This window comes from Micromonospora nigra, from assembly GCF_900091585.1.
GTDB classification, from domain to species: domain Bacteria; phylum Actinomycetota; class Actinomycetes; order Mycobacteriales; family Micromonosporaceae; genus Micromonospora; species Micromonospora nigra.
Genome location: NZ_FMHT01000002.1, coordinates 1 through 16,339, shown reverse-complemented (window position 1 = coordinate 16,339; position 16,339 = coordinate 1). Strand labels below are relative to the sequence as shown.

Here is a 16,339-nt window from a genome sequence, read left to right as displayed (position 1 = left end):
GTGAAGCCGGAGCCAATGAGCGGTTCAGGAGAACAAGCCGGGTGCGTGGCGGTGGGCTCTGCGGGCGAGGTCGGGGACGGGGAAGACGCCGGCTGCGGTCAGGTCGGCGACGGTGATCTGTGGGCCGGCGACGATGCGGTCGAGTAGATCCTCCTGGTGTGGCTCTAGGTCGGCAAGGCGGCGGAGCACGGTCAGCAGGTCGTTGAGTTCCGCAGTCCACTCGTGCGGCCAGCGGTCGACATGGATCGCATCGAGCGGGCTGGATCGGCGCCCACCGGGGTTGGCCTTTCGGTAGGAGAACCACTTCTTGATTACCTGCATCCCGCCGACGTCGTATTCCCAGACGGCGGCGGGGACTGGCGCGAACGAGCCGGTTCCGACGTGCAGGGTCTCGGTTGTGGGGTTGTGGCTGATCGTGTCGGGCACCGAGTCGACGGCGATCGCGGTGGTGTTTAGCGGGCGTCGGGGATCGTCGGCTGGGTAGCGGATGTTCTTCCTTGGGCGCTCGGATGTCGGGTCGGTGAAGGCTTCGCCGTAGGTGTGCAGCCAGATAACCTGCTGGCCGACGGCGACGGCCTCGGCCCACAGTTGGGGATCTGCGGTGAGGGGCACCCGAATGCCGGGCGTGACCAGTTCCTCGGCGAACCGTGGGGTGAACGCGCGGTGTGCCGCAGTGCCGGCGATGTATGCGACCAGGTCTTCGACCGACACCGCACACCCGAGCCGGCCGCTGAGCGAGGTAAGCAGCAGCGGCGGCACATTGGGCACGCCGCCCGAGTGCCGCATCGGAAGCACACGGCCGCCCTCCGACCCCTTGAAATGGTGCATGTCCGGGACCAGCGCCGCGAAGGTGATTGCAGGCCCGCTGGTCAGCGGTGCCGAATGAAGCTCACTGATGAAGACCTGGCCGGCGTCGACTGCTCGCCAGAGATCCGGGCGCGAGAAGTCGATGAGGCGGCTGTCCGGAATGATCCACTGTCGGTCCAAGCTGCGGAACGCGACTCGCACTGGCGGGCGGCACTCGCTCTGATCTTCGGCAAGGGTCTTCTGGTGAGACTCAAAGCCAGGGAGTGGCTCGACCCTTGTATCGATCGTGCGGTCACGCGTCTCCTTCATCAGCTCCTTGCGCTCATCACGGTTGCTAGCGCTCTTAAGCCCTGACCACCGGTCTTGGAGCACGCTCGGATGCGGCGCATAGACCCAGGTGCGATTGGGCTTGACTCCGGGCACGGCCCATGGGAGTAGGTCGCCCAGGGCCGGGTAGTCGTCCCAGGCAGACTCGGCTGCTGGGGTAAGCGGGGCGGTCCAGTCCGTGCGTGCTCGTCGCCACCCGTCGCCGTCGAGCGTCAAGTTCTGGAGCTGGTTGTACTTGGCCTGGCGGCGGCCATGGAGGGCGGTGTACCAGATCCGGGCGGGTTGCTCGCGGTCGGTGTCGGGGCGACGGACGAAGATGCCGATGGCCAGTGGCTGCTGGACGCCGGGGAAGACGCGGGTGGCCACGTCGGGGCGCATGCCTTCCGGGGAGACATCGATGATCCAACCCTCGTCGCAGGTCTCCCGCAGGTACTTGCGGAAGCCCTTGAAACCGGGACCTCGTAGGTAGCCGGCGGTGGTGATGAACGCGACGACACCTTGCCCCTGTCCAGGGTGGGCATCGAAGGCCTTCCACGTGGCCCATCGCCAGAAGTAGACGTAGAGGTTCTTGAGCACGTACTCGGTGCGGCCGTTGCCGGCCAGCCGGAAGCCGTTCAACGGGGCCGGCGTGTGTGGTGAGCCGTTCTCGACCCAGCCGCCGAGTCCTTCGGCCCGTTCGCGGTAGGGCGGGTTACCGATGACCACCGTGACCGGCTGATCTGCCTTGATCTTGTTCGCCCGGCGACGGGACCGTGACAGCGGCGCGTAGGTGGAGGCAATCAGCTGTTCCTCGGCGTACGGGTCGTCGAGGGTGTCGGTGACGTACAAGTGCTGACCACCGGCCGGGAGCGAGGCCGCGTACTTGCGCAGCATGTCGGACTGGCGCAGCTCGGCGACGGCGTACGGACCCATCTGCAACTCGAAGCCGATCAGCCGCGTGGCGAGCTGCTCGATGGCCTGCGGTACCGCGCCCGGGCCCTCGGCGTCGGTGACCTGCTCGGCGACCCTTTTGATGATCGCGTGCAGGAACGTGCCGGTGCCCATAGCCGGGTCGACGGTGACAACCTGCGGGGACCAGAACCCGTCGGCACAGCCAAGCCGGGTGCGTAGGACGTCTTCGACCAGGCGGGCCATCTCGGTGACGACCTGCGTCGGGGTGTAGTAGGTGCCGGAGGCTTTGCGTAGGTCGTCGTCGTATACCTCAAGGAAGTCTTCGTACAGGTGCAGGTAGGCGTCGGCGCGGCCAGCACGGATGCGATCCCACTTCACCGCGTCGACGACCCGGACGAGCAGGTCGAGGGAGACCCGGAACCGGTCGGAGACACTGTCAGTGAGCAGTTGCAAGGCCTTACCCATGACCGAGTGAGTGTTGCCGAGCTTGCGGCCCACCTCGTGCAGGTTGCCATCGGCCAGCGGAATGTTCTCGGAGCGGGCGAGGAGCAGAGCGAAAGTGACCGCCTGGGCATAGCCGTCGGCGAACACACTGTTGTCCGCCGTGGGGAACAGCAGGCGCCGCCAGTCCTTGGCCAGACCAGTAAAGGGCTGCTCTCCCTCGGCCTGCCCGGCGCGGATCGCTGTTGCTTCGCGGTCGAGCTGGTCGAGGACCTCTTGCCTGAGCAGACGGCACAGCGGTGCGATCGCCCGGACGAGCTGCTGCACGGACCGGATCGGCGCAGGCTTCCAGGTCAGAAAGTTGCGTAGCAGCTGCTCGAAGCGGCCGTCGCGGACGGTCAGCAGGCTGCCGGCGGTGGCGAAGGATCTGTCGAGGTGGACGGTATCGCCGACCTGCTCGCCGTCGCGGTAGAGCATCCACGAGCCGCCGTTGGTGTACAGCAGGTTCGGCAGGTCCTTCAACCGTTCCCACTGGGTGCGGTTGTGCCCGCGGAAAGCGGCCGGGTCGATGTCCGTGCTGGGCTTCTTAACCTCCAGGTAGCCGGTAATCGCCCCGTCGATCCGGATCGCGTAGTCAGGCCGAACCTTCAGGTCATCGAGGGCAGCCTCCGGGTAGTAGGCCATGACCGCGCCGAGATGATCGCAGAAGGCGCGTAGCAGCCGCTCGATCGGCGGACGGATAGCCGCCTCAGGCTCACCCGGGCCGGCCAGCGCATCCTTGCAGTCCCGGCCGAAGTCAGCCACGGCCGAACTGAGCCATGCCTCTGTGGTGTGCGTCATCGCATGGCCCTCCCCGAGGTACGTCCACCCCTTGCAGACACCCTGAGACACTAATGGATCAACAGAACGCGGCCTCCAGCCCGCCATCCACCGGTCGGGTCGCCAGGGCCACTGCACCCTGCTCGACCTCGGATGCATGCTGGGCCGTCAGGACGCCGTCAGGTCTGGACCGGTGGGGCCGTAGCGACCGGTGAAGTCGGCTGGGTGGCAGCCAGGCGGGCACGGATGATCCACCCGGCGATGACCTGGGCCGACTCGGGGTCGACCTTCCGGGCGATAGCCTCACGGGTGCGCTGTTCGTAGTCGCTGGTCTCGACCCCGCCGATTAGCAGTGCCTCCGCCAGGACCATCGCCGAGACACCGGCAAGGTCATCGGATGACCGCGTCGGGATGCCGTGAGCAATGGCAGCGAACTGCATGCGCGCTTGCGCATGCGATGCATACGGGCCGTTGTCGCGGTGCGGGCTGGGCTCCATCGGTGCCTCCGAGGTGATGGGGTATCGGAGTGTTGTCGGGATGGGCGTTCGTGTTGTCGGGATCGACCCCGACAGTGTCCTCGCGGGTGATGCCGGCGGCATCGCCGGTCAGCTTCCGTGTGGCGGGCCGATGGTCGCCGCAGCCCACCCATACACAGCGCGCTGCGCCTGGCCGTCCCAGGTGTGGCGGATGTAGCGGTCGGTGGTGCCACTGCCGTGGCCGAGGACACGGGCGATAACCGGTCGAGGGGCGCCTGCGGCCTCGGCGGCAGTGGCGAACCCAGCCCGCAGCGAATGGCCAGCGAGTTGGTCGACGACCTCGGCAAGCTGTCCGGCAGCCTCGGCGGTGGCTTTGACGACCCGGGCCACGTGCCGGTCGGTTATCGCAGTGCGGCGTAACCGAGCGCCGACGGTGATGCCGGACAGCAGCGGCACCGCGCCGGTGCGGACGCGGCCGGGCCGGTGCAGGTACTGCCGGCGGCCGGAGACATCCAGCCATGCGAGCGCCGCGCGCACCGGACACAGCCATGCGACCGATTCCGGCGCCCACGGTAGATCGATCCGACGCCCGCTCGCGTGCTGGTCGGCCTTCGACCGGGCGACCAACAGCCGTAGCCCTTCCGGGCGCAGCTCCAGGTGATCGACGGGCAGCCCGGCCAGCTCCTCCCGGCGCAGCGCCGCCAGGTAGCCGACTGTGAGGAGGCAGCGGTCACGCAGCGCGGCGAGGTGCGTCCGCCGGTCAGCCAGGGGTGTGTCCGCGCCCGGGGCCGGGCCGGCAGGCAGGCTGGCCAGCATCGCGGCGAGCAGAGGCAGGCCGATCGCATCGACGCCTTCGGTAGGCCGTCCACGCACCCGCCGTACCCCGTCGCGGACGCGGCGCAGCCGCAGATCGTCGGTCGGGGGCAGCAGCCCGGCTTCGAGGTGCCGGTCGCGGATCGCGGCGAGCCGACCATCCATGGTGGAGATGGCAAGACGGTCCCGACCCATCTGAGCCAGGTAGAGCGCGACCACCTCCACGGCGGCCGGTGGCCCGGCCTCGAACCCGAACTCGGCGCACCAATCGGTGAACGCGGCCCACCCGCTGTCGTACTTGCGCATGGTGGCAGGCGCGCGGGACGCCTGCGCGTACATGGCCACGTCGTCGGCCAGGTCGCGGAGCCGAGCGAGGTCGGCGCCGTCCCGGGGCCTGTGGTCGGCCAGCCACCGCTCGACGTCGAGGCGGGCCGGTCCCGGACCGGCGGCCAGGACGCCGCCGGTCCGCACGGCGACCAGCTCGCCGTGCAGCACCTCCCCCGTCGCCCCGGTGCCCGGACCGGGTCCGCCCTGGGCCAGCGCGGCGGGTGCCGCGGCGACCGGTTCCCGGGGAGCCGGCGGCGCGGCCGGGAGCGGACCGGCCGGGTCAGCCGCCGTGGCGGTGGATTCGGTCACGCCGGCGTGACCACGGCCGGGGTATCGGTGGCCGGCGTCGGAGCCAGGTCTCGGTAGTCGACCAGCGAGACGCCGCCTGCCGCACCGGGCAACTCGCCGACCGGTCGGCCGAGCAGCGCCGGCACGCCGAGGTGCGCGGCCAGCGCGATCGTTGCCCGCTCGGCGTCGGTCAGCCCGGCATCGGCGGTGCGCAGCGCGAACTCGCGTGTGCGGACCGGTGCCCACTCGGTGTCGAGACCGGCGGTCCGCAGCCCGAGGGCGGTCAGGACGTCCATCACCTGCTCGTGGCCGTCGATCTGTCCGCCAATCGTGTCGGCCGCCGCCAGGCCGGCGGCGAGCAGCACCATGAACAGGTCGTTCTCGGCCGCATCGGTGATGACGGTCCGGGGCAGCAGCGGCACCAGGGCCTCGGCGTCCGGGTCGCCGTCGAGCAGCGCCACCAGCGGCGCCGCGTCGCAGACGATCCAGCCCTCGGCCGGCAGGTCGACCGGGACGCCGGCTGCCGGACCGTGCGCGGCCCGGCCGAGCCCGTCGACCAGCGCGGCCCGCAGCGAGCCGTGCACGCCGTGCGCGGCGACGGTGGCGGCCAAGGCGGCGCGCACCCGGGCCAGGGCCGCACCGGGTGTGGTCACCAGCAGCTCGCCGGGCCGCTCCCCGCGCAGCACGACCACCGGGCCCGGGGTGATGCCGGCGGCATCAGCCAGCGTCGTGGGCAGGGTGAACCGCCTCCGGTAGTCCACCGTTGAGGGACGAGCGACGGTGCCCGTGCTCGCTACCAGCTTCATCGCTGCACCAGCTCCGTTCCGGGTGGCAGCGGGGCATCCGGGCCCACCGCAGTCATCATCTCCTGGTAGCTGTCGAACAACGGCGGCCAGTCCTCACCGGGCTTGAGGGCTGCCGGATCGATCAGACCAAGGATGACGCCGAAGCGGACCAGCGGGTGCTCCCGGCCGACCACCGCGACGTGCCCGGCGCACACGTGCGGATTGCCCGAGGAGACGTGGTGGCAGGCGAACCGCGTCCCCAACGCCGCTTGCGGGTCGCCGTCGACGGGCTCGCCAAACCCCGGCTCACCGGGAATGGTTCCGGCGGCGTACTCCGGCAGGTTGCCGTACCGCTTGCGGTCCGCGTTGTCCCGCCGCCAGGGGCAGGGACCACACGGCCGGGCGCACATCTGTAACCGATCGACCTCGCCCACCCGGGACACAACCGATCCCGGGGCTTTCGGTCGACCAACAGATCGGTCGTCGCCATCGAGGGCTGGCACCACCGCGGGGGCCAGCCCTGACGGTGGGACTGATGCCACAGCCGAGGTCCATAGTTCCTGTGGGGGCATATTGGGACCCTAGCCCACGCTGGACAGTCCGCGGGAGCCGTCAATCTGTGCCCCGCGACGGTTGGAGTCCATACCATCAGGCCTAGGCCCACAGGTTGCCGATTGTGGGCAGCGTTTGCCTAACGGGCTGATCCAGCCTCGCACCCCTGCTGGTTGCACTCCCCGCAACCTGTCTCAGCCCCCGATGGAACAGGTTGGGGCTGCTCTGGAAGCAGGGGCACGCGCCTACCCGGAAGTAAGGTCCGGGAATGTTCCGTTCTCGGACCTAACTCCGACGGGCGTCGGCGGGCCCGTCGACCGTCGATCCTCGCGCTACGAGTGATGCCGACAGCATCACCGTGATGACTCGCCGGTATTGCGATGGTGTCGTGTCCGAACGGGACTGTTACCGTTCACGCAACAGAGAGGTTTGGACATGACAGTGACACGGTCTCGCCCGCACACCCTCGCGCAGTTCGCCCGGCGGGCGCGGATGAGCGCCCAGCGGCTGCGCAAGCTGCACGGCGAGCGGCGCCTGCCGGCACCCGACGGCGCCGATCCCGACGGCGCCGAGGTGTGGAGCACCGCGACCATCGATCGGTGGCTGCGCGCCACCGGCCGGGCGGTGCCCGACGACGCGGTGTGGCCGTTCGGCTGGCCCGACGCGACCGAGCCCGCCGAGGTGATCTGGTCAGGGGACATCGACCTGCCACGCGGGCACACCGCGGCGGTGACCATCTTCGACGGCGCCGGCCAGCCGGTCGTCTACGCCGTCGGCTACGTCGGGCAGGACGTCAGCCGCGACACCATCGCCGAGGCCGCCATCGCGCGACTCGACCCGGACCGCCGCCCCGGCGCCGTCGTCGTGCAGCCCTTCCTGCTCGATCCGCGCCCGGACGGGCCGTACCCGCACCTGGAGCTGTGGCGGATGCCGGAACAGCCCGACCCCGCGCCGGATCCCGCGCCGGCCGCGCTGCCCGCGATGCTGCGCCGCTTCCTGCCCCAGCGCGAGCCGGTGGCCGCCATGCGGCAACCCGTCATCGGCCGGCAGCGCCGCCCGGATGCACCGGAGTACGCCGGCTCCGTGTTCGCCTCCGAAGCCGCCCGGGTGCTGGGCCGGCCCCTGCCGCTGTGGTGGGCCGGCACCACCACCCCGGAGCTGATGCGGACCGTCCGGCTGCTCGACCAGCCGCGCCCGGTGTCCATCCCCGACACCATCACCGAGTGGCCCGCCGCCATCGCCCGGCTCACCGCGGCGCTGGAGCACTCCATGCACACCAGCTACCCGCAGGCCTTCGCCCTACTGGCCCGGGAGACGCGCGCCGTACACCGCGACGTGAGCACCGCGCTGACCCACCCGAGCACCGGCGACGGCTGGTACCTTGCGGCCGCACCCCAGCCACCCACCTGGCCCGCCGTGGCCGAGCAGCGCGCCGCCGTCGCCGCCGGCCGCGACCTCGACCCCGAGGCCGCCGCCGACGAACTCGACCGGCTCGCGCAGGTCGAGGCCGACAGGCCGTGGCGGCCCGGCGACCCGTACGGCGACGCGCTGCGCCAGGCGATCCTGCTGCTACGCGGCGAGCTCGCCACCACCCATCCCGAGCGGGTCTACACCTTCTGCGTCACCTACAGCTGGCCCGACGCCCACGGGCCGATCCACGACGAATACCGCCGCCACCTCACCCGGCTGACCCCGGCCGACGCGCACGGCGACCCAGCTCGTCCCACCCGCCGGCTGGTCCGCCTGCTCACCGAGGACGCCACCGACACCGCCATCGCCCACCACCAGATGCTCGACCGCGCCCGCGAGCGCCTGGTCGACCTCTACCGCGACCCCGAGGGACGCCTCGTCGCGCACCTCACCGCCGGTGTTGGGGGCATCGCCGACCACCTGCTCATCGAATGGCCCACCAGCATGCCACCGGCCGGCTGGACAACGCAGACCGTCATCGCCGCCGACAAGACCTACTCCGCCACCGGCCTGTTCGCCCTGACCCCCGGCCCCGACGGGACGCTGCTGGCGCCGCAGCCGGTGCCCAATCCCGGCGACGAGCCGCGATACACCTTCGGCTACGACGGCAACTCCCCGGCCGTGCTGTACCAAGCCCTCGTGCGGTGCGCGCTGGGCGACTGGACGGCCGCCGCCCAAGAGAGCTGGATCCAGCGGCTATCCGCTCAACCCGACGACCACCGGGGCCGCCCGCACAGTCAGCTCTGGCAGCAGATCGTCACCAGCCAGGGCGCGCTGCGCCTGTCGTGGGCCGACGTCCAGCGGTGGGCCCGCGACGATCAGCCGGCCCTGGACCGGCGACGCCCGCGCCCGTCGCGATGACGGTGGTCGCGACCGTGACACCGCAGGTGATGCCGCCAGCATCAGTACCAGCAGACGCCACGCTGGCGCAGGCAGCGCGCACGCAACGGTGTGCGGGAAGGGTGTCCGGCACCACGCCTACAGTGACCGGCATGCCGGAGGGGCCTGGCCGATGAACAGGGACTGGAAGCTCGACAGTGAGCTGTCGACGGTGTCGGAGCTGCTGGTGGAGGCCGGCCACCAGCGGGCAGCCAACCTGGTGTCCCTGGTGCAGGCCGCCGAGACCATTCCGTCGCCGTCCGCGGCCTGGCTGGCCCCGGCAACGGTGGTGCTGCGGGTGCGGCCGATGTTCATGGCGTTGTTCGAGCCGGCGGACCTGCGGGCGATCGGTGCGCAGTTCGACAAGCTGCGGATCGGTGTCGGCCAGCACGAGGTGACGATCGCCCCGATGCTCGTGGACCCGATGGCCCGCGTGGAGGCGGGCACCCGGGGGGCCACGTCTATCCAGCTGCGCGAGGCCATCGCGGAAGCCCTGCACCAGGTCAAGTCCTACGACCTGCCCACGGTGTGCCGGTCGTTCGGACTGGCCGACGGCGAGATCGAGGACGCGCACTACAGCAAGCGCGGCTACGTCCGGGCCCGGATCCAGACGTTGACCGACGAGCAGCTCGCCGAGCTCGGCACTCGGGTGGTGGAGGTCTACTACCTGCCGCACCTGTGGGGTCTGCTGCAACTGGCGGGCGCCCGCCGCGGTGGTGTCCGCTCCACCTTCAAGAACCTGATCTTCGCCGCCGACGGTCCCAAGCCGGAGCTGGTGCTGGTCGACGCGGTCAGCAACACGATCCAGATCACCAAGAACGGGCAGTTCTGCCTGGTGTACGACCGCCCGCTTCCCGCCGCCGGGCTCAGCTGGGCGGACCTGGTCGACTGGTGGCGGCAGACCCGGGGGCATCCCGGCGTGAGCGAACGCGACGCCGCGAACGGCCTGCACGCCCGCCTGGTGCTCTCCCTCGACCGGGACCGCGACCCGTCGGCGGGCCGAGGACCCGAGTACCTCATGTTCCAGACCTACGCGGCGCTGCTCAAGGAGCACGGTTTCGGCCTACCCGCCCTCATTCCGCAGGTCTACCTCCACTACGACCCCCGCACCCGGGCGCAACGACATGCGCCCGGCCCGCTCGCTCGACAGCGCATGGACTTCCTCATGCTCCTGCGCGACCAGCGACGCCTGGTCATCGAGATCGACGGCAAGCAGCACTATGCCGAGGGTGACCTGGCCAGCCCACGGCTGTACGCCGAGATGGTCGCCGAAGACCGCGACCTCCAGCTCGCCGGGTACGACGTGGTCCGCTTCGGCGGATATGAGTTCCGTGACGCCGACGCTGCCCGGGCCACGGTCACCTGCTTCTTCGAGCGGGTCCTCCGTCAGCACGGCTACCTGCCCGATCAGACGGGCTGAGAGTCAGCTCGCGTCGGCGCTGCGCGTCACAGGCTCGACCGCCACGCCGATGGCCGCGCGGGATAATTTTCCCCCTTCCAGCGGCGACCTCTCAACGACCACAAACTCCTTGGTCCTCCGGTACGACTTTGTGGTTGCTGAGGGGAGAAGCGCCCCAAGATCACGGGCGCGACAGTGGGCGAAAAGTCAGCCATCCTGGGCCTCGTCGCGCCGCCCGGCGCGAGACAGATGAGGGGCCCGTCCCCCGATCGCCCTGGTAAGCACCGAGGGGCGGACCCCTTGCCGTACCAGTTGGAGCGTCGCACATGAATGAACTCGCTGACCAGCTCGGGTGGAGCGTGATCGTCTTCGCCTTGCCTGTGGCCACGGTGACGATCGGCGTCGTCCTGGTCGCGCTGGCCGCCCTCACCGCTCGTCGACCCGCCACCCGCCGCCACTGCCTGCGCGTGCTCGCCTCGCTGACCCGGTACGTCACCGCGCTGCGAGGCGAGCGGTGACCGTGCCGGTGGAGCTGTCTACCGGCGACCGAGCCCGGGCGGGCTTGGTCAAGGCACTGCGCGAGGCATACGACGTCGACCCGACCCGACCGCTGGCCACAGCGGTTCGGGCGAACCTGCGGCACCTGTGGCAGCACGGCGGCCGCAAGGGTGACAACGGGCCCGGCCGGCAGCCGGAGTGGATCTACATCCGGAAGTCGTTCGTGGTGCAGCCGGCCGACGGGCCGGCGCCCGCGATGTCCCGGCTGATCAAGTCCCGCGGGTTGCAGCTGCGCCTGTTCCTGCTGATGCTGTTCGACGCGCAATGCCGATGCGGGCCGAGCGACACCGTCCGCAACGTGCGCTGGATCAGCGGGAGTCCGGCTGAGGAGTACGAGCCGTGGCGGCAGCTCGTCCTCTCCGAGACACTGCCGACCACCGGCACCGCCCGCACGGCGGCCGCCCTGCGCGCCCGCCAGATCACCGAGGCGATGCGCGCCCTGGAGGACGAGCACCTGCTGCAGCTGCCCCGCCAGCGTCCCGACGGAGCGCGCCGTCGCTACGACCCCGACGCCAACGGAGCGAGCTGGCAGCTGCACGCCGAGTCGAGCACCGCAGAGGAACACCCCCGATACGTCGTGCCCGAGCCGCGGACGGCGTTCCGGATCGCGCCGGCGTTCTTCACCAACCTCTGGGTATTCGCCCTTACCGACACCGAGCTCGCCGCGTACCTCGCCCTGGCCATGCTGCGCGACCAGTTTCCCGCCCGACATCAGCAGCAGGGCGTCTACCTGCGCGCCGACCACCGGGAGGAACGCTTCCGGCTCGCTCGCGCAACGTGGAGGGCAACCGAGCTGCTACACCGCTTCCGGCTGGTCGACCGGGCACGCGACCCTCGGCGCAACTTCCGCACAGGCAAGGTCGGCGACCGGGACAACCGATGGGCGAACCGACAGGTCATGCCTGCCCTGTTCACCGTCAACGACACCGCGCTGGACCGGCCCGCGCTGGACGCCATCCACCAGGTCCTCACCGCCCCGACTGACGAGGACCAGCTACGACGCGAAAAGGGCCAAGCCGCCGTCGACGAGGCCCGCGCGTTCAGCGCGCTTTAGGCCGGCCTCGCCAGCCCAGCGGCGGTCGGCGGCATCGACTAGACCGGAAAGCTGGCCCGCGCCGTCGGCGTCACCCAGACGGCCCTCGACGCGGCCAAGCGACGCCGCGTCCCGTGCGCGCACGAGCCCCAAGGCAACCGCCATCCAGGGCAACAGAAGGCTTGCCATGCGAGGGCTCGCGGGACAACTACGACGCTGTGCGATCGCTGCTGCGCGGGTCCTGCACGCGGCGCTGTTCGTAGATCACCCCGGCGCGGGCGGTGGCGCGCCAGGGTCGGGCGGCCTTAAGAGCCACATTCAGCTCCGGCGCATGCCGGTCAAGGTCGACACACACCAATCCACTGCGACCGTCGGAGGCGCACCGCCCTAGCCAGGTGCCGTCCGGGCCCACGACTCCGCTTGGCATGGCCAGGCTGCACTGGGCGGGCACCGAAACGCTGATCCACTGACAGTTGCCTGCGGCGTAACCCTGGGCGATCACGCCGAACACCGGGTCCTGGGAGAAGGAGGAAAGCAGCACGCAGTCCACGTCACGATGCAGGTAGTCGAGGAACACCTCCGCAAAATTGATCTCGATACAGAGCGCCAAGCCGAAACGGAAGCCGGGCACATCGATGACCACCGGCTCGAAGCCGGGCGAATAGAAATCGGTCACCTCGGCGTGGGAGAGGTACCGCTTGTCGTAACGATCAACGATCTCTCCCCGGTTGGAGATCACATACAGGCTGTTGTGCGGGCGATGGGAGCCAGTCAGGCGGTGGTTGCCGCCCAGTACGACCCATAGATTGAGCTCACCCGCGAGTTCAGCGATCTCGTCGAGCTGCGCCCGTACGGGCGTCCAGTCGATGGCCCAGCCGGCAAAGTGCCCCTTCGCCTGCCCGGCGTAGCCGGTGAGTGCTCCCTCGGGAAAATGCAGCAGGCGTGCTCCCCGCTCATGCGCCTCGCGCATGAGTACGCGCGTAATTGATCCGTTCGCAGCGGGCTCGCAAGTCACCATCGGTTGAGCAACGGCGATCGTTATGGCATCCACGAGTGCCACACTGCCCACTACCACCCGACGCCGCCAAGCGCACCCACAGCGCTACGGCGGCGGTTGCACGATCGTCTCGAACATACGCCGATCCTTGGCGCCGTACCGGCAGTAGCCCCCAGTTGGGCTCGCTGGCTAACCGATGCTGCCGGCATCAGGCGCACACATGACAGACCCTTGCATACTATGCAGCTACTTGCCTACTGTAAGGGTATGCCTGATCTCACCGATGACATCGCCGCCCTGCTCCACCCTTGCCTCGCCCCCTGCCTGCCCACGCTGACGACCACGAAACCGACCTCTACGAGCGGCAGCTGAAGGAGGTGCTGACATGCCGAGCCGACACCGTGCGGCGACTGCGCGAAGTGTGGACCACACACGACTACGATCCGCTGCTGTTCGCCCTAGGCGAGCAGCAGCGTGTCAAGGCCGCAGCCGAGGAGCGCATCCGGCTGTTGGTTGCCTATGCCCGCGAGTTCGTCAGCCCGCGCCCGTATACGCAGGAGGCGCTGGCCGCTGAAATGGAGGCATCACCATCAGCAGTGCGTGGAGCGTATGACCACCAGGATGTCGAGATCGTGGCCAGCGCCACCGGTCGGCGCACCACTGTGGTGCAGCAACCGGCGGCACCGGGCACGCTGAACGCGCTGATCAGCGAGCTCGAAGACCGAACCTCGGCCCCCGGCCGGGAGCACGTCGCCGGGGTCGCGCAGGCCTTGCTCGACCACGGTTGGACGCCCTACCCGCCGGTGCGGCGTACGCCGAACCCCAAGTACGCGAGGCGCTACGTACGCTGGGAGCGGCGGTGGCCGCACGGGACTGTCATCTCGCTGTACCAGGAGCCCGCTGGCTTCCTCGGCACCTACGCGAGGATGGCCCCTGACGACCCGCGTTGGTTCTCCGAAACCTATGGCATCAACGCCGACGGCGAGAAAGTCACTGCTTCCGACATCGCTACGGCGCTCGCCGCCTACATCAACCGGGTCAGCCAGCACGACGCCGAACGAGGTCGCCGATAACGAATCGGCCGCCCCGAGGGGGCACCCGGCCCCGGTACACCAGACGGAGCCGTCACCGGACGACCTCCGACTGCCAGCCTCGCCACCCCCGCCCTGCAGCGGGCGGTGCGCCCCCATACAACGGTAGGTGATGCCGCCGGCATCAATCCCGGCGCATCGTCGGCCGGGTCCCTAATACATCTGGTGCTCGCGGTTGCCGCTCATGGGCCGCGATCGCCTAGCGGACGGGTATGAATGTGTGCCCAGCAGACCCGCCCGCAGCTCGTCGCCAGATGCTGCTCATGCTCTTGGTGCCAGAGCCGGTCGCTCACCACCCGGCGTTAACCCGTGTCCTTGCGGTGGCAGGATCGGGTACCTCAATCTTGACCGTTTTGTAGCGATTCACTCAGGACTTGGGCGGTCTCCTGGAGCAGCTCAGCGAGCTGTTGTGTTGAGCCGATGTCTTCATGCTCGGGAAGAGGGTTAAAGGCGGTAGCTGCCTCGACGATGCTGTCGACATCGGGCTGCTGTCCAAAGTCGATGGTCTTCTGCAGGTCGGCGCAGTGAGCGAGGGTTGCGGCCAAGCCTCGGGCGACCTTCACGGTCCATGCAGGCACGGCCACCAACTCGTCCGGGTCGTAGGCCCCCACAGCCGTGACTTCGTTGTCTGGATGGCACTGCTGGGCTATTGCGTAACTGGTCCTGGACATGGTCGTCTACCCCGTAGTCATGCCCTAGCTTCGATATGGGTCGGTCCTGTAGCTTCCTTTGCACCAGCCATGAGGTCTGAGCTGGTCGAAGTTGGTGTACGGATGCCAAGAGGCGGGCTGGCGGCAACATGGCGCAACGGTTAGAGGGGCACGATGGAGGGACCGCCGCACCGCGGTCGCCTCTCATCGCGCCCCTCCACCCCCGTTACCCCTGTGAAGGTCACGCTCCGCCCCTTCACGCTAGTTGAGCGATGGCCCGCCTGAGTCTAAGCTCAGGTAAGCTACGGATTCAACTGATGTGATGGTCAAACCACACCGGATCCACGCCGGTTGTCGCGGGAAGCTGGGGGAACGATGGCCGCGAGCGAGCCAGGCGAAGGCGTAGAGGCTAGCGTGGATCGATCGAGGTGGTCGCTAGCCGATAAGATCAATAACCTGTTTGACACGATTCGTCGACCGGATGGCACGCCCCACAGCAATGAAGAAGTTGCTGCGGCGATGGCGAAGTCGGGCAGGGAACTCAACGATCTCCGCAAGTTACCTGTGGATGCTGCGACGCGGCGAGCGCGACAACCCGACAAAACGTCACCTGGAATCTCTGGCGAGCTTCTTCGACGTCTCACCGGCCTACTTTTTCGACGACGCGAAATCGCGCGCCATCGCTGACGAACTGGCCCTAGTCAAACTGCTTGCTGACGCAGGGGTTACCCGAGTCGCAACACGGCTGGGCGGCCTATCGCCGAAGAGTCTGAGTCATATCGCCGACATTGTGGAGCATGTTCGCGCTATCGAAGGGCTCGACACCTCTCCCCGGCGACCGACGGATCGAGAGTCCGGAAACTGATTCGGCCTACTCGAAGATGTCGCGGAGGCTAGCAAGCACCTCGCGATCGTGGCCGACGGCTCGACCCTCCTGCTCACGAGTTACTTGCTCCATAACAACAGAGGCGAAAACCTCCGCTTCGCGCTCCTCATGGGCATCATAGGATCCCCGGCCTAGGGCACGGCGAACGACTGCTGGACTCAGGTTTGGGAAGCTGAGATGCAGGCTTTCCCGCCCCAAGACGCCTTGGTGGTCGTAGACGAGGTGACCCAGCTCGTGCAGCACTATGTGATCGCGGTGCGTCTTCGTTGCCGCTTTGGCTACCATGACGTAGTCGACGGTGTCCGTCTCCACCCAAAGCCCACAAGGCCCGGTAGCATCAAGGCGGTCGACCTCAAGAATGACGATAGGCGGTTGCGTTGCCGGCTAACGGCGGCGCATAGAGCGTCAGCTGAGAATGGCGAAGGCAGTTCAAGGTTCAGCTCGCGAAGCTTAGACCGCGCAGTCGATTTAGGCGACTTGGCACAACGCCCAGAACCTTTGCGAGCGGCGAGGCGGTTTGATATCGGCGTGGTGATCCGACGGAGAGTAGGCAAGATCAAAGCTCTCACCGGCCCTCTGCATTACGTGTCTGAAGACGAGCAAACTCCCTGCTCAAGGTGCACAACCAGGCTACATCTTCTCACCGATACTTGGGTGGCACCGGATGCGGTCGGCCGGCAGGTTGTCCCAGACGCCGGGCGTTGAGTGCATGCTCGATCATCGCGGCCTCCACCCTTGCGTCTACTTGGTCCGCCTCGATCGACTGCTCCCCCAACTGCGCTCGTAGCCGCTGCTCAGCATCCGGGTCTCTGTAGGGGCGAAGCGCAAGGATCCCGTCCAGGATCTCGAC

General features: G+C 68.8%; 14 protein-coding genes. 6 read left to right on the top strand and 8 right to left on the bottom strand.

Going from position 1 to position 16,339, the window contains the following annotated elements; all coding sequences use genetic code 11:
- Positions 1-24: 24 nt before the first annotated feature.
- The 5 genes from GA0070616_RS00220 to GA0070616_RS28415 all read right to left on the bottom strand — a co-directional run bounded on the left by GA0070616_RS00220 (position 25) and on the right by GA0070616_RS28415 (position 6,384).
- On the bottom strand, positions 25-3,306 hold the full coding sequence (locus GA0070616_RS00220; protein WP_091074642.1) for a type ISP restriction/modification enzyme: 3,282 nt from the start codon (positions 3,304-3,306) through the stop codon (positions 25-27).
- A 158-nt stretch (positions 3,307-3,464) separates the two neighbouring features.
- On the bottom strand, positions 3,465-3,782 hold the full coding sequence (locus tag GA0070616_RS00215; RefSeq protein ID WP_091074640.1) for a hypothetical protein: 318 nt from the start codon (positions 3,780-3,782) through the stop codon (positions 3,465-3,467).
- A gap of 108 nt (positions 3,783-3,890) precedes the next feature.
- Positions 3,891-5,210 carry a site-specific integrase gene (locus GA0070616_RS00210; protein ID WP_245712574.1) on the bottom strand — a complete coding sequence of 440 codons (1,320 nt, stop codon included), beginning with the start codon at positions 5,208-5,210 and terminating at the stop codon, positions 3,891-3,893.
- On the bottom strand, positions 5,207-5,995 hold the full coding sequence (locus GA0070616_RS00205) for a hypothetical protein (protein WP_091074638.1): 789 nt from the start codon (positions 5,993-5,995) through the stop codon (positions 5,207-5,209). The genes GA0070616_RS00210 and GA0070616_RS00205 overlap by 4 nt, the downstream gene beginning before the upstream one ends.
- On the bottom strand, positions 5,992-6,384 hold the full coding sequence (locus GA0070616_RS28415; protein ID WP_217628168.1) for a DUF6283 family protein: 393 nt from the start codon (positions 6,382-6,384) through the stop codon (positions 5,992-5,994). Before GA0070616_RS28415 ends, GA0070616_RS00205 begins: the two co-directional genes overlap by 4 nt.
- A gap of 577 nt (positions 6,385-6,961) precedes the next feature.
- On the opposite strand from GA0070616_RS28415, the gene GA0070616_RS27860 reads away from it, so the two are divergent.
- The 4 genes from GA0070616_RS27860 (at position 6,962) to GA0070616_RS00185 (ending at position 11,886) form a co-directional block, all read left to right on the top strand.
- Positions 6,962-8,857, top strand: coding sequence for a hypothetical protein (locus GA0070616_RS27860; RefSeq protein ID WP_175439917.1), 1,896 nt, complete (start codon positions 6,962-6,964; stop codon positions 8,855-8,857).
- A gap of 151 nt (positions 8,858-9,008) precedes the next feature.
- Positions 9,009-10,295 carry a hypothetical protein gene (locus GA0070616_RS00190; protein ID WP_091074634.1) on the top strand — a complete coding sequence of 429 codons (1,287 nt, stop codon included), beginning with the start codon at positions 9,009-9,011 and terminating at the stop codon, positions 10,293-10,295.
- A 305-nt stretch (positions 10,296-10,600) separates the two neighbouring features.
- Positions 10,601-10,792 (top strand): hypothetical protein, encoded by a 192-nt coding sequence (locus GA0070616_RS27365; protein ID WP_139128797.1) that lies wholly within the window; start codon positions 10,601-10,603, stop codon positions 10,790-10,792.
- A gap of 8 nt (positions 10,793-10,800) precedes the next feature.
- The gene (locus tag GA0070616_RS00185; protein ID WP_139128796.1) at positions 10,801-11,886 is read left to right on the top strand and encodes a hypothetical protein; all 1,086 of its coding nucleotides are present in this window, start codon (positions 10,801-10,803) and stop codon (positions 11,884-11,886) included.
- 187 nt (positions 11,887-12,073) lie between these two features.
- On the opposite strand, the gene GA0070616_RS00180 is transcribed toward GA0070616_RS00185, so the two are convergent.
- Complete coding sequence (locus tag GA0070616_RS00180; protein ID WP_091074630.1) at positions 12,074-12,916, bottom strand: carbon-nitrogen hydrolase family protein; 843 nt, start codon at positions 12,914-12,916, stop codon at positions 12,074-12,076.
- Between the two features lie 254 nt (positions 12,917-13,170).
- On the opposite strand from GA0070616_RS00180, the gene GA0070616_RS00175 reads away from it, so the two are divergent.
- Positions 13,171-13,935, top strand: a complete 765-nt coding sequence (locus tag GA0070616_RS00175) for a hypothetical protein (protein WP_091074628.1) — start codon at positions 13,171-13,173, stop codon at positions 13,933-13,935.
- Between the two features lie 356 nt (positions 13,936-14,291).
- Here the strand turns inward: GA0070616_RS00175 and GA0070616_RS00170 are convergent, their stop codons facing one another.
- A complete protein-coding gene (locus tag GA0070616_RS00170) occupies positions 14,292-14,624 on the bottom strand; it encodes a hypothetical protein (RefSeq protein ID WP_139128795.1) in 333 nt (110 codons plus the stop codon).
- A gap of 478 nt (positions 14,625-15,102) precedes the next feature.
- Between GA0070616_RS00170 and GA0070616_RS00165 the strand changes: the two genes are divergently transcribed.
- Positions 15,103-15,468 carry a helix-turn-helix domain-containing protein gene (locus GA0070616_RS00165; RefSeq protein ID WP_245712573.1) on the top strand — a complete coding sequence of 122 codons (366 nt, stop codon included), beginning with the start codon at positions 15,103-15,105 and terminating at the stop codon, positions 15,466-15,468.
- A 661-nt stretch (positions 15,469-16,129) separates the two neighbouring features.
- On the opposite strand, the gene GA0070616_RS28410 is transcribed toward GA0070616_RS00165, so the two are convergent.
- Positions 16,130-16,339 (bottom strand): DUF6545 domain-containing protein (locus GA0070616_RS28410; RefSeq protein ID WP_217628167.1); only part of this gene is annotated, 210 nt, incomplete at its 5' end.

Bases quoted from the DNA above. Each gene is read 5' to 3' on its own strand.
- GA0070616_RS00165 (WP_245712573.1), top strand. From the start codon at position 15,103: ATGAAGAAGTTGCTGCGGCGATGGCGAAGTCGGGCAGGGAACTCAACG.
- GA0070616_RS27860 (WP_175439917.1), top strand. From the start codon at position 6,962: ATGACAGTGACACGGTCTCGCCCGCACACCCTCGCGCAGTTCGCCCGG.
- GA0070616_RS00215 (WP_091074640.1), bottom strand. From the start codon at position 3,782: ATGGAGCCCAGCCCGCACCGCGACAACGGCCCGTATGCATCGCATGCG.
- GA0070616_RS27365 (WP_139128797.1), top strand. From the start codon at position 10,601: ATGAATGAACTCGCTGACCAGCTCGGGTGGAGCGTGATCGTCTTCGCC.
- GA0070616_RS00170 (WP_139128795.1), bottom strand. From the start codon at position 14,624: ATGTCCAGGACCAGTTACGCAATAGCCCAGCAGTGCCATCCAGACAAC.
- GA0070616_RS28415 (WP_217628168.1), bottom strand. From the start codon at position 6,384: ATGTGCGCCCGGCCGTGTGGTCCCTGCCCCTGGCGGCGGGACAACGCG.
- GA0070616_RS00190 (WP_091074634.1), top strand. From the start codon at position 9,009: ATGAACAGGGACTGGAAGCTCGACAGTGAGCTGTCGACGGTGTCGGAG.
- GA0070616_RS00205 (WP_091074638.1), bottom strand. From the start codon at position 5,995: ATGAAGCTGGTAGCGAGCACGGGCACCGTCGCTCGTCCCTCAACGGTG.
- GA0070616_RS00220 (WP_091074642.1), bottom strand. From the start codon at position 3,306: ATGACGCACACCACAGAGGCATGGCTCAGTTCGGCCGTGGCTGACTTC.